Raw genomic sequence first — 12,732 nt, forward strand, 5'->3', positions numbered from 1 at the left:
CGGAGCTAACACATGAGTAAAAGTACGCTAGGTCCAAGTAGTAGTGGACCGCGTCATGTGGCAATTATCATGGATGGTAATAATCGCTGGGCAAAAAAACGCTTTTTGCCCGGCGTTGCTGGCCACAAAGCAGGTGTTGATGCTGTTCGCGCTGTGGTGGAAGTCTGTGCTCAGCAACATGTTGAAGTATTAACGCTTTTCGCCTTTTCTAGTGAAAACTGGCAGCGCCCGTTGGATGAGGTGGGCGCTTTAATGGATTTGTTTTTATGGGCGCTTCGCAATGAAGTCAAAAAGCTAAATAAAAACAATATCCGCTTACGTATTATAGGTGAGCGTTCTCGCTTTCACTGCGATTTGCAAAATGCTATTGCAGAAGCTGAAAAGCTAACCGCTAATAATACGGGGCTGATGTTGCAAATAGCTGCCAACTATGGCGGGCAGTGGGATATAGTTCAAGCGGCTCAGCGCCTCGCCAAAGAGGTGCAGGCCGGGCATTTGCAGGCAGAGGATATCTCTTGCCAGTTGCTACAGCGTTGTTTAACAACAAATGAGCAACCTTTACCTGATTTATGTATTCGCACTGGCGGTGAACGCCGCATTAGCAACTTTATGTTGTGGCAGTTTGCGTATGCAGAATTATACTTTTCAGACTTGCTCTGGCCTGATTTTAAACATCAAGCCATGCAGGAAGCACTAGCTGACTTTGCGACTCGCCAACGTCGATTTGGCAAAACAAGTGAGCAAATAGAAGCTGGAGAATAGCGCATGCTTAAGCAACGTATTTTAACTGCTTTATGGTTGTTACCTTTAGCTTTACTAGGCTTTTTTTATCTTGAAGGCATCTTTTTTGCCTTATTTATTGGCGCTGTTATTACTTTAGGTGCTTGGGAATGGGCCGCATTGGCGGGCATTAAAGCGCAGGATGTAAGAGTTGCTTATGCCGCCTTAGTGGCTGTATTGATGTCATTGTTGTATTTGTTGCCTAGTTTAGCTAAGCCTATTATTTATTTGGCAACGGTTTGGTGGATTGCAGCCATAGTTATGGTACTAACTTTTCCCAAATCAACCGTGGCATGGGGCGGCAGCTTAGGTAGCTTGCTAATTGGCTTGTTGGTATTGGTTCCTGCATGGCAAGGCTTGGTGTTACTTAAACAAATGCCTCAAGCAAACTGGTTAATCTTAGCTGTTATGCTGATGGTGTGGATGGCTGATATAGGTGCTTATTTTGTTGGTAAAGCTATTGGTAAGCGCAAGTTAGCCCCGCAAGTGAGCCCTGGCAAAAGCTGGGAAGGGGCTATTGGTGGTTTAGTTATTAGTGTGGCCGTAGTTATAAGCTATGCATTATGGCGCGATTTAGCGATTGCAAGCTTGCCTGTGATGATACTGGGGGCGGCTATTGTAGTTGCCATTTCAATTATTGGTGATTTAACAGAAAGCATGTTTAAGCGCCACTCAGGTATTAAAGACAGCAGTAATTTATTGCCGGGTCATGGTGGGATTTTAGATCGTGTTGACAGTATTACCTCTGCCGTTCCAGTGTTTGTATTGTTACTCGTTTTGGCAGGATGGGGCGCGTAAGTGGTAGAAAAAATCCAGCAAATTACTGTTTTAGGCGCTACAGGTTCAATAGGTAGCTCAACCTTAAGCGTAATTGAGCAACATTCTGAGCGTTATAAAGTGTTTGCGCTGACAGCTAATACACGGGTAGATGATCTACTTAGCCTTTGCTTGAAGTTCAAGCCTGCTTATGCCGTTGTCGCCAGTGAAGCGGCAGCACTAAAGTTGCAAGCACAGCTGGTTGACACACAGGTCTTACACGGCGCTGAGGGCTTGGATTTTGTTGCCGCACACCCTCAGGTTGATATGGTTATGGCGGCTATCGTAGGTGCAGCTGGCTTGGCGCCTACTCTGGCGGGTGTAAAAGCAGGGAAAAAAATACTGTTAGCCAATAAAGAAGCACTTGTGATGACAGGGGCTTTGTTTATGCAAGAAGTAAAAAAATCGGGTGCTATTTTACTGCCTATTGATAGCGAACATAATGCGATTTTCCAATCGCTGCCTGCTAACTATCAGCAAGGTTTACAGCAAATTGGTGTTCGTCGTATTTTGTTAACAGCATCGGGCGGGCCTTTTCGTCAGCGTGATCCCGATACCTTTTCTGATATTACGCCAGAGCAAGCTTGTAAGCATCCTAATTGGTCAATGGGACGGAAAATCTCAGTTGACTCGGCCACCTTAATGAATAAAGGTTTAGAGCTGATAGAAGCCTGTTGGTTATTTGATGCTAAGCCTTCACAAATCGAAGTTGTCGTGCACCCGCAAAGTGTTATTCACTCTATGGTTGACTATGTAGACGGTTCTGTCTTGGCTCAATTAGGTAACCCAGATATGCGCACTCCAATTGCGCAGGCTATGGCGTGGCCGCAGCGCATTACTTCTGGAGTTCAGCCTTTAGATATTTTTCAGATAGCACGCTTTGATTTTTACCAACCAGATGAGCAAGTGTTTCCTTGCTTGCGCTTAGCCAGAAAAGCGTTTGAGCTAGGTGGAACCGCTCCAGCAGTATTAAATGCAGCTAATGAAATAGCAGTGGCAGCATTTTTAGATGAAAAAATTAGCTTTACTCAGATACCCCAATTAATAGATGCTGTATTGCAACAGGTTTCTATTGCTCAAGCAGATAGCTTGGCAGCTGTTTTGCAGGCTGATAAGCAGGCTCGTGATGCAGCTCATCAATGGTTAATGGAGTACTAATAGTCAATGACAAGCAGTCTTTATATGATCTTTGGCACCCTAGTTGCGTTAGGTGTCTTGGTTACATTCCATGAGTTTGGGCATTTTTGGGTAGCTCGGCGTTGTGGTGTAAAGGTATTACGCTTTTCTGTAGGTTTTGGCTCACCTTTGTTTCGCTGGAAAGATAAACAAGGTACTGAATTTGTTGTAGCCATGATTCCATTGGGCGGCTATGTCAAAATGCTTGATGAGCGTGAAGGAGAGGTGCCAAGCGCATTGCAATCTCAAGCCTTTAATCAAAAGACCGTCAAACAGCGTATGGCTATTGTGGCTGCAGGGCCTATTGCGAACTTTATTCTAGCTTTCTTCCTATTTTGGATCATCGCTATGCTTGGCTCGGAAAGTTTAAGAGCCGTAATTGCAGATATTACTAAGCCAAGTTTAGCGTACTCAGCAGGTATGCAGGCTAATCAAGAAATCCTAGCTATTGATGGTAAGCCTGTGCAGGGTTGGGGCGATGTAGGTATGCAGTTATTGCAGCGCATTGGTGAACAAGGTGATATTGAAATTACCACGCGAGATCTACAGAACGCTACAGAACGTCGTTATCAAATTGCATTAAATGGTTGGTTAAAAGGAGCTGATGATCCAGATCCAATTCGTGATTTTGGCTGGAGCCCATGGTTGCCAGTAGTTCCTTCAATATTGGCGGAAGTACAAAAAGGTAGCCCAGCTGATCAGGCTGGCTTAGAAGTTGGCGATACTATTCTTGCGATTAATCAGCAGAGAGTAAATCACTGGATGGAGTTGGTCGGTAAAATTCATCAGCTTCCTGAGCAGCCTGTCATACTTGAGGTTTTGCGTGATGGTCGAACGATTCAAGTCTCTGTATTATTAGCGCGTAATGCTGAAGATAAAGGCTTTTTAGGTGCTGCACCTAAGCCTGCAAAAGACATACCAGAGGAAATGATCCAGCGTGTCAGCTATGGCCCCATTGATGCTTTAGCTAAAGCAGCTTCTGATACTTGGGGGACAACAGTAATGACGGTTGTCTCCATGAAAAAAATGATTTTAGGTCAGCTTTCGGTAAAAAACTTGAGTGGACCTATAACCATTGCTAAAGTGGCAGGTAGCACTGCAGAGGTGGGACTATCTAGCTTCTTGCGCTTTTTAGCTTTCTTAAGTGTTAGCTTAGGCGTGTTAAATTTGTTACCTATTCCAGTGCTTGATGGTGGGCATTTATTGTTTTACACCATTGAATGGCTACGCGGACGTCCAGTGCCTGAGAGGATTCAGGTGTGGGGTATGCAAATTGGTATCACTTTAGTCTTGGGTGTTATGGTCTTGGCGATTTTTAATGACATCACCCGCTTGTAAAATTGTGTGTGACTGCTGTATTTTGCAGCAGTACTTAACCCTTGAATAATAGAAAGGACTTCATGAAACGTCTGCTGCTTCCTGCGGTAATATCCGCTTTGATGATCGGTGAGGTTCACGCTGCTTCCTTCACCGTCTCTGATATTCGTGTAAACGGCTTACAACGTATCTCTTCGGGTAGTGTTTTTGCTGCGCTACCGTTAGATGTAGGACATAACGTTGATGACAAAGTGTTAGTGGAAACAACACGTGCTTTGTTTAAAACAGGCTACTTTCAGGATATTCAGCTGGGACGTGATGGCGATGTATTAGTCATTACCGTGCTTGAGCGCCCATCAATTTCTAGCTTAGATATTGAGGGCAATAAGGCAATTAAAAAAGAAGACTTGCTTAAAGGTTTAAAGCAGTCTGGTCTAGCTGAAGGTGAAATATTCCAGCGTGCCACTTTAGAAGGTGTGCGTAATGAGCTACAGCGCCAATATGTTGCTCAAGGGCGTTACTCAGCCAGTATTGAAACAGAAGTAGTTGAGCAGCCACGTAACCGTGTTGCTATTAAAGTGAAAATTAATGAAGGCTCAGTTGCATCTATTCAGCATATTAATATTGTTGGAAATAATGTTTTCTCCAATGAAGATTTAATAGATCTATTTGAGCTGAAAACCAAAAACTGGATGTCATTTATTAAAAATGACGATAAATATGCTCGTGAAAAACTATCAGGTGACTTAGAGCGCTTACGTTCTTATTACTTAGATCGCGGTTATATCAATATGGATATCATCTCGACTCAAGTTTCCATCACGCCTGATAAAAAGAATGTTTATATCACTGTTAATATTGATGAAGGCGAGCGTTACCGCATCCGTGATATTAAGTTAACAGGTGACTTAAAGGTTCCAGAAGATGAAGTTCGTGGCTTGATTTTGACCCAGCCAGGGCAGGTATTTTCACGTAAAGTGATGACTACAACAAATGACTTAATTACCCGACGTTTAGGTAATGAAGGCTATACCTTTGCTCATGTAAATGCCATTCCAGAGCCACACGCTGAAGATAATACAGTGAGCCTAACCTATGTGGTTGATCCTGGTAAGCGTGCTTATGTTAACCGTATTAACTTTCGTGGCAATACGAAAACAGAAGATGAAGTATTGCGTCGTGAAATGCGTCAAATGGAAGGTGGCTGGGCTTCTACTTATTTGATTGATCAATCTAAAACACGTTTAGAGCGCTTAGGTTATTTTAAAAATATTACCGTGGAAACACCGGCTGTACCAGGTGCCGACGATCAGGTTGATGTCAACTTTGAAGTTGAAGAGCAGCCATCAGGTAGCATCACAGCCAGTATTGGTTTTGCTCAGAACGCAGGTATGATTTTGGGCGGTGCCATTAGCCAAAGTAACTTCCTTGGTACGGGTAACCAAGTAAGCATGGGGCTAACACGTAGTGAATATCAAAGTAGCTATAACTTTAGTTTCTTAAACCCCTATTGGACTGATGATGGCGTTAGTCTGGGTTACAACATGTTTTATCGTGAAACAAACTACGATAAGTTAAACTATGATGTGTCTAGTTACTCTATTGATAGTTATGGCGCTGGGGTTAATTTGGGTTATCCCATTAGTGAAACATCACGCTTGAATTTTGGTGCTTCTGTACAAAAAGATACGCTTAAAACTGGTAAGTATACTGTTGAAGAAATTTATGACTTCATGGAAAAAGAAGGTAAAAGCTTCACTAACTACAAGGTGTCTGCTGGTTGGTCACAGTCAACACTCAATCGTGGGCTAATGCCTACACGTGGGCATTCGCAAAGCTTGTCGGCTGAAGTGTCAGTGCCTATGAGTGATCTTAAGTTCTATCGTTTAGATTACTTTGGCCAAGTGTTTAAACCATTATCAGAGAACTATGCACTGCGTTTCCATACTGAACTAGGTTATGGTGACGGCTACGGCAGTACCAATAAAATGCCATTCTATGAGCATTACTATGCGGGCGGCTTTGGTTCTGTACGCGGCTTTAAAGACAGCACTTTAGGACCTCGCAGCACAGCATTCCGTGGTCGTAATGGTATGAACCAAGATCCAGACCAAGATCCGCTACCTTTTGGTGGTAACGTCTTGATCCAAGGTGGTGTAGAACTAATTGTACCAACGCCATTTGTGAAGGATCAGCAATCATTACGTACAGTGGTATTCTGGGATGTTGGTAATGTGTTTGATACTAACTGCAGTAAAGCGCAGAAAGATCGCGGTGAAGTAGGTTGTAATATTCGTGCAAATAATCTAGCCAGCTCAGTTGGTGTGGGTTTAACATGGGTAACAGCACTAGGTCCACTAAGCTTTAGCTTAGGTATGCCAGTGAAAAAACCAAAAAATTCAGAAACTCAGGTATTCCAATTCTCATTGGGTCAAACGTTTTAAAACTATTGAAATTGCTTTGCACAAAAAGCAGGTAACAGGAGTAAGTCATGCGTAAATTGACGCAAATTTGTATTTTAGCGATGAGTTTTTTTGCAATTCCAGCTTTTGCAGAAATGAAAATTGCCGTATTGAACTATCAAATGGCACTACTAGAATCAGACGCTGCAAAAAAATATGCAGTAGACTCTGAGCGTAAATTTGGTCCTCAGTTAAACAAACTGAAAAAACTAGAAGATGATGCTAGACGTATTCAAGATCGTTTAGCCAAAGAAGGCGATAAAATGAAACAAGCTGACGCTGAGCGTTTAGAGCTTGAGTTCAAACAAAAAGCACGTGATTTCCAGTTTCAATCTAAAGAGTTAAACGAAGCTAAAGCTATTGCTGATCGTGACATGCTACAAGTGCTTAAACCAAAACTAGATAGTGCTGTTGAATCTATTATCAAAGCGGGTAAATACGATTTGGTGATTGATAGTGCTGCTGTTGTTGATGTTAAGCCACAATATGACATCACTTTACGTGTTATTGAGAAAATGAATCAAACTCGTTAATAATGGATACTCAAAAATCATATTCACTTGGCGAATTAGCTGAGTTTTTATCAGCGGAGCTTAAAGGCTCCGCTGATTTTATTGTTAGCGGTCTTTCGACCTTGCAAGAGGCTGATGCGTCACATATTAGCTTTTTGGCAAACCCACAATACCGTAAGCAATTAGATAGTACACAAGCTGGCGCTGTTATTTTAAATGCGCAGGATGCACAGCAGTTTGTCGGTAATGCTTTAATTATCGACAATCCTTATTTAGCTTTTGCTAAACTGTCACACCTATTTGATCCAAAACCTAAAGCCGTTGCTGGTATTCACTCAACAGCTGTGATTGCAAAAAGCGCGCAAATTGCTGCTACTGCAAGTATTGCTGCTGGAGTAGTAATTGAAGAAGGCGCTGTTGTTGGTGAAAACACTTATATAGGCCCTCACTCTGTTATAGGTGCGCGTACCGTGATTGGTGCTGATGGCTGGCTGGCGCCACGAGTGACACTTTATCACGATGTTACCATTGGTGATCGTGTTGTTATTCAAAGCGGTGCAGTGATTGGTGGTGAAGGTTTTGGTTTTGCTAAAGAACAAGGTGCTTGGCATAAAATCGCACAAATTGGCGGTGTCACTATTGGCGATGATGTGGAGATTGGCGCTAACACCACAATTGATCGTGGTGCGCTAAGCGATACCTTAATTGGCAATGGCGTCAAATTAGATAACCAAATCCAAATTGCACATAATGTGCAAATTGGTGATCACTCAGCAATGGCTGCTTGTGTTGGTATTTCAGGAAGCGCTAAAATCGGTCAACATTGTATGTTAGCTGGTGGCGTTGGATTAGTGGGGCATATTGAGTTATGTGATGGGGTTTTTGTAACTGGTATGACTATGGTTACACACTCGATTACAGAACCAGGTGCTTACTCCTCTGGAACTGCTATGCAGCCTGCAGCTGAGTGGAAGAAAAATGCCGTACGCTTCCGTCAGTTAGATGATATGGCTAAACGCATTCGCTCGTTGGAAAAACAACAAGCTAAAGCAGTAGATAAAGATTAGAAGCTGGTGTTTTGTTGTTCTAGGGCTTTGTGCACGTTTTGTGCTTATTTTGAATAAGGCTTTTGCTAAATGATGGACGTTAACGAGATTCGTCAACTATTACCACATCGTTATCCATTTTTGTTGGTAGATCGAATCACAGATATTGATCTAGAAGAAAAGACCATTTGTGGTTATAAGAATGTGACCATAAATGAGCCTTTCTTTAATGGGCATTTTCCTGAGCATCCTATTATGCCAGGAGTGTTAATTGTTGAAGCCATGGCTCAAGCTGCTGGTGTATTAGGGTTTCGCATGATGGATGCGACAGCCCAAAAAGGCACATTGTATTATTTTGTTGGCTCAGATAAGTTACGCTTTCGCCAACCAGTAGTGCCAGGCGATCGCTTAAAATTAGATGCAAAGTTTTTAAGTGCCAAACGTGGTATTTGGAAGTTTGAATGTCAAGCCAGTGTGGATGACACATTAGTTTGCTCTGCTGAAATTATCTGTGCGGAACGTCAACTATGAGTCGAATTGATGAGCGTGCGATTATCGACCCCTCTGCAAAGATTGCAGATGATGTAGAAATTGGCCCTTGGAGTATTATTGGTCCTAATGTGGAAATTGGCGCAGGTTGCGTTATAGGTCCACATGTTATTATTAAAGGACCAACTCGTATCGGCTGTAATAACCGCATTTATCAGTTCGCAAGTTTGGGTGAAGACACGCCAGACCGTAAATACAAAGGTGAGCCAACGCGTTTAGTTATTGGAGACAATAATATTATCCGTGAAGGCGTCACCATGCATCGCGGAACCATACAGGATCGTGATGAAACAACCATTGGTGATCACAACCTAATTATGGCTTATGCACATATTGGTCATGATAGCGTAGTGGGTAATCATTGTATTTTGGTCAATAATACAGCCCTTGCTGGGCATGTGCATATTGGTGATTGGGCTATTTTGTCTGGTTACACGCTAGTGCATCAGTACTGTCATATCGGTGCTCATAGCTTTTCTGCTATGGGAGCAGCCATTGGTAAGGATGTGCCAGCTTTTGTAACAGTATCAGGTAACCCAGGTGAAGCCCGTAGCATGAATTTTGAAGGCATGCGCCGTCGTGGTTTTAGCAATGAAGCTATGCATGAGTTACGTACTGCTTACAAAATTATTTATCGCAGCGGCTTAACAGTAGAAGAAGCTTTAGCTGAGTTAGCTGAAAGCGCAAAAAACTTCCCAGAAGTGGAATTGTTCTGTAGCACAATACGTTCTTCTACCCGTGGTATTATTCGCTAAGTATGTCTAAACCTATAACTGTTGCCTTAGTTGCTGGTGAAGCTTCGGGTGATATATTGGGCGCTGGCTTAATGCAGGCGCTCAAAGCACAATATGCTGATATTCAATTTGTTGGTGTTGGCGGTCCTTTAATGGAAGCTCAAGGGCTGGCTAGTTACTTCCCTATGGAGCGCTTAGCTGTTATGGGGCTGGTTGAGGTCTTAGGGCGCTTACGTGAGTTGCTAAAGCGCCGTAAAGCGTTATTAAATACACTTCTTTCTATCAAACCTGATGTTTTTATTGGGATTGATGCTCCTGATTTTAATCTAGATCTTGAATTAAAACTGCGAAATGCTGGCATTAAAACAGTGCACTATGTCAGTCCATCTATTTGGGCTTGGCGTCAAAAGCGTGTGTTTAAAATTCAAAAAGCCTGCGATCTAATGCTTACGCTTTTGCCATTTGAAGCCAAGTTCTACCAAGAACATAAGGTTCCTGTATGTTTTGTAGGGCATCCACTGGCAAATAGCATTGAACTTGAACCCCAGCGCCAACAAGCCAGAGAGCTTTTGGCACTTGAGCGTGATACCGAATATGTGGCTTTAATGCCAGGTAGCCGTGCAGGTGAGGTAGAGCGTTTGGGAAATTTATTTTTAGACACTGCCAGTGAACTACTCAAGAAACGCCCTCAATTAAAGTTTTTATTACCTGCCGCAAACGAGTTACGTTTTGTGCAGTTAGAAAGCATGCTCAAAGAAAGAGATCTACCTGTTGTGCTATTACAAGGGCAGTCTCAAGCAGTTTTAGAGGCCTGCGATGCGGTATTAATTGCTTCAGGAACAGCTACCTTAGAAGCCTTATTATTTAAGCGTCCTATGGTGGTGGCTTATAAGTTAGCTGGTTTAACCTATTGGATTTTGCGCAAAATGGTGCGTAGCCCATATATTTCTTTGCCTAACTTGTTAGCTGGAAAAATGTTAGTACCTGAGATTTTACAAGATCAAGCAACGCCAGAAAAATTAGCAGCGGCTTTGTTGCCACTATTAGATGACAGTGCTGAGCAAATACGATTCTTTGCTGGTATTCATCATATATTACGCCGTAATGCTTCAGAAACAGCAGCTACAGCTGTATTACAACTTATAGGTTAAAGAGTGCAGTTAGGTTTAGACTTTGCTTTAGTACGGAATTTAGTGGCTGGCGTAGATGAAGTGGGACGTGGTCCTCTCTGTGGCGATGTCGTCACTGCAGCGGTTATTCTTGATCCGCTGAAACCTATTTCTGGTTTAAATGACTCTAAAAAGCTTACTGAGAAAAAACGCGAAGCACTCTTTGATGAAATCAAAGAAAAAGCCTTATCTTGGTGTATTGCTCGAGCTAGTGTGGCAGAGATAGATCAACTCAATATACTGCAAGCTACAATGTTAGCCATGCAGCGCGCTGTGGAAGGCTTAAGTGTTACGCCTAATTTAGCGTTAATTGATGGTAATCGTTGCCCGAAATTAAAAGTACCTTGTCAAGCTGTTGTCCAAGGGGATAGTCAAGAGCCCGCTATTGCGGCGGCCTCCATTCTGGCTAAAGTAACCCGCGATCGAGAAATGGAAGCGCTAGATAAGCGCTACCCAGGCTATGGTATTGCGAAACACAAAGGTTATCCAACAAAACAACATATGGACGCTTTAGCTAAGCTAGGTGCTACTGATGCGCACAGGCGCTCATTTGCTCCTGTTCGTAAAGTGTTAGAAAACCCACCAGCCACGCTTATTTAAAGCGTGGTCCTAAAGCAGCAACTATCAGCAGCAGCACTGCCAGAAAAGCAAAAGCGGCGTACAGTGAACTAAACTCAGCAATAGCACCTAGCATAGCTGGACCTGCTAATACACCTAAATAACCTAGAGTTGCTGCTGCTGCAACAGCTTGATCCGCAGGCATTGCTTGCTGGCGACTTAAGGATGAAAAAAGAACGGGAGAGATATTAGCGCAGCCTAAGCCCGCAACAGCATAGCCGAATAAACTAATAGACCAATGCGCTGCAAGTAAACTTATACCTATGCCAGTAGTAGCAATAATACCGCCAAATAATACTGTTTTAGATGTACCTAAGTATTTGATAATAGAAGCGCCACAAAAACGACCTAGCATAAGCATTAAAGAAAAGCTCGCATAGCCCAAACCACTTTGGGTATCGGGCATGTGCTTAATGCCAATTAGAAATAGCGCACTCCAATCTAATACAGCACCTTCTGTCAAATAAACAACAAAGCAAACGACGCCTACTAATGCAACAAAGGGCGTTGGCATAACAAAACCATTCTGATTACCTTTGGTACGTTCTGTAAGAAATCCGCCAAAGCCGATGGCGCACATAATAGCGATCACCAGCATCATCATAAAAAGACTCATGGCTGGTGTTATATCAAGCATTAACAGCCCTGTGAGTGCTAGGGCGCCTGAAATAGTGCCTAAGCTAAAAACACCATGTAAGTTAGACATTATGGGGCGTTGCGCTCTGTCTTCTACCATAAGCCCTTGAATATTTAGCACTACATCCATTAAGCCTAAGCAGCCACCCCATAAATAAAGGATGATGCCAAAGACGACAATAGACTCAACTAATGCCATGCCCGTTAATGCCAGTAAAAGAATAGTCGTACACGCCAATATCACATTGCGAATACCAAAGCGTGAGGCAAAAAATGAAGATAAAGGCATAAAAGTAAGTGAGCCAACGCCAACACATAGGAGTAAAAGTCCAAACACTCCATCGCTCATTTCTATTCGTTGGCGTACAAAAGGCACTATAGGCGCCCATACCGAGAGCCCAAATCCAGCAATGAAAAAGCCGCAACGAGCAGCGCGAATAGCGGTTTTTATCAAGTGATGGTTTTCTAATTGCACAGACATTTTCTAAACCAGAGCTATTTTTGTATGCTCAGTGAAGGGGGAAAACAAAGACAAGGCAATATTATGGCAGCTTACTGAGTTTTATGTCAGCGCAAAATATGGGGTTAAATTATTTTTAGTTTGAAATAAGGACGGTTGGTTATATGAAGTCTAAATCCACTGCGTGAGTCAGCTATCTAAGACATTTGTGACCTTATCTTAAGTTTAGTACCACAGCTAGGATGGGGTTTTTGCATTATGCCACCTATCTCGCGTATTCGGATGGTGGCATATAATTTAATGAGCTGTGAGGGCAGACATCATTATAACGTTGTCTCCATTGCTCTATTTTATAAGTGGCTTCCGCCAGCGTTCTAAACCAATGTAGGTTCAAGCACTCATTCCTAAACTTACCATTCAAGCTTTCTACAAATGCATTTTGTGTAGATTTTCCTAA

Annotated in this window: 13 protein-coding genes; 11 read left to right on the forward strand and 2 right to left on the reverse strand. The window is 42.7% G+C overall.

Annotated features, from left to right (window positions below; all coding sequences use genetic code 11):
* Positions 1 to 12 precede the first annotated feature (12 nt).
* From VQ643_RS10280 to rnhB, 11 genes are all read left to right on the forward strand, one after another.
* Complete coding sequence (locus tag VQ643_RS10280; protein WP_414199683.1) at positions 13 to 762, forward strand: isoprenyl transferase; 750 nt, start codon at positions 13 to 15, stop codon at positions 760 to 762.
* A 3-nt stretch (positions 763 to 765) separates the two neighbouring features.
* Positions 766 to 1,578, forward strand: coding sequence for a phosphatidate cytidylyltransferase (locus VQ643_RS10285; protein WP_414199684.1), 813 nt, complete (start codon positions 766 to 768; stop codon positions 1,576 to 1,578).
* A complete protein-coding gene (gene ispC, locus VQ643_RS10290) occupies positions 1,579 to 2,754 on the forward strand; it encodes a 1-deoxy-D-xylulose-5-phosphate reductoisomerase (RefSeq protein ID WP_414199685.1) in 1,176 nt (391 codons plus the stop codon).
* A gap of 6 nt (positions 2,755 to 2,760) precedes the next feature.
* Positions 2,761 to 4,110: an RIP metalloprotease RseP gene (gene rseP, locus VQ643_RS10295; RefSeq protein WP_414199686.1), complete on the forward strand. Its 1,350-nt coding sequence runs from the start codon at positions 2,761 to 2,763 to the stop codon at positions 4,108 to 4,110.
* Positions 4,111 to 4,172: 62 nt separating this feature from the next.
* Positions 4,173 to 6,533 (forward strand): outer membrane protein assembly factor BamA, encoded by a 2,361-nt coding sequence (bamA, locus tag VQ643_RS10300; protein WP_414199687.1) that lies wholly within the window; start codon positions 4,173 to 4,175, stop codon positions 6,531 to 6,533.
* A gap of 47 nt (positions 6,534 to 6,580) precedes the next feature.
* Complete coding sequence (locus VQ643_RS10305) at positions 6,581 to 7,084, forward strand: OmpH family outer membrane protein (RefSeq protein WP_414199688.1); 504 nt, start codon at positions 6,581 to 6,583, stop codon at positions 7,082 to 7,084.
* Between the two features lie 2 nt (positions 7,085 to 7,086).
* Positions 7,087 to 8,130, forward strand: a complete 1,044-nt coding sequence (lpxD, locus tag VQ643_RS10310; protein WP_414199689.1) for a UDP-3-O-(3-hydroxymyristoyl)glucosamine N-acyltransferase — start codon at positions 7,087 to 7,089, stop codon at positions 8,128 to 8,130.
* 69 nt (positions 8,131 to 8,199) lie between these two features.
* Entirely contained in the window at positions 8,200 to 8,640 is a 441-nt protein-coding gene (fabZ, locus tag VQ643_RS10315) for a 3-hydroxyacyl-ACP dehydratase FabZ (protein WP_414199690.1), read from the forward strand.
* Positions 8,637 to 9,413 carry an acyl-ACP--UDP-N-acetylglucosamine O-acyltransferase gene (lpxA, locus tag VQ643_RS10320; protein WP_414199691.1) on the forward strand — a complete coding sequence of 259 codons (777 nt, stop codon included), beginning with the start codon at positions 8,637 to 8,639 and terminating at the stop codon, positions 9,411 to 9,413. The genes fabZ and lpxA overlap by 4 nt, the downstream gene beginning before the upstream one ends.
* Before the next feature lie 2 nt (positions 9,414 to 9,415).
* Positions 9,416 to 10,543 (forward strand): lipid-A-disaccharide synthase, encoded by a 1,128-nt coding sequence (lpxB, locus tag VQ643_RS10325; protein ID WP_414199692.1) that lies wholly within the window; start codon positions 9,416 to 9,418, stop codon positions 10,541 to 10,543.
* 3 nt (positions 10,544 to 10,546) lie between these two features.
* Positions 10,547 to 11,161: a ribonuclease HII gene (gene rnhB, locus VQ643_RS10330; RefSeq protein ID WP_414199693.1), complete on the forward strand. Its 615-nt coding sequence runs from the start codon at positions 10,547 to 10,549 to the stop codon at positions 11,159 to 11,161.
* Here rnhB and VQ643_RS10335 read toward each other — a convergent pair.
* Positions 11,154 to 12,296, reverse strand: coding sequence for an MFS transporter (locus VQ643_RS10335; RefSeq protein ID WP_414199694.1), 1,143 nt, complete (start codon positions 12,294 to 12,296; stop codon positions 11,154 to 11,156). The two genes, rnhB and VQ643_RS10335, sit on opposite strands and share 8 nt — an antisense overlap.
* 244 nt (positions 12,297 to 12,540) lie before the next feature.
* Positions 12,541 to 12,732: integrase core domain-containing protein (locus tag VQ643_RS10340; RefSeq protein WP_414199696.1), on the reverse strand; the 192-nt coding region annotated here is incomplete at its 5' end.

This window comes from Pseudomonas sp. F1_0610, assembly GCF_047470865.1.
GTDB lineage: Bacteria > Pseudomonadota > Gammaproteobacteria > Pseudomonadales > Pseudomonadaceae > JAZDRH01.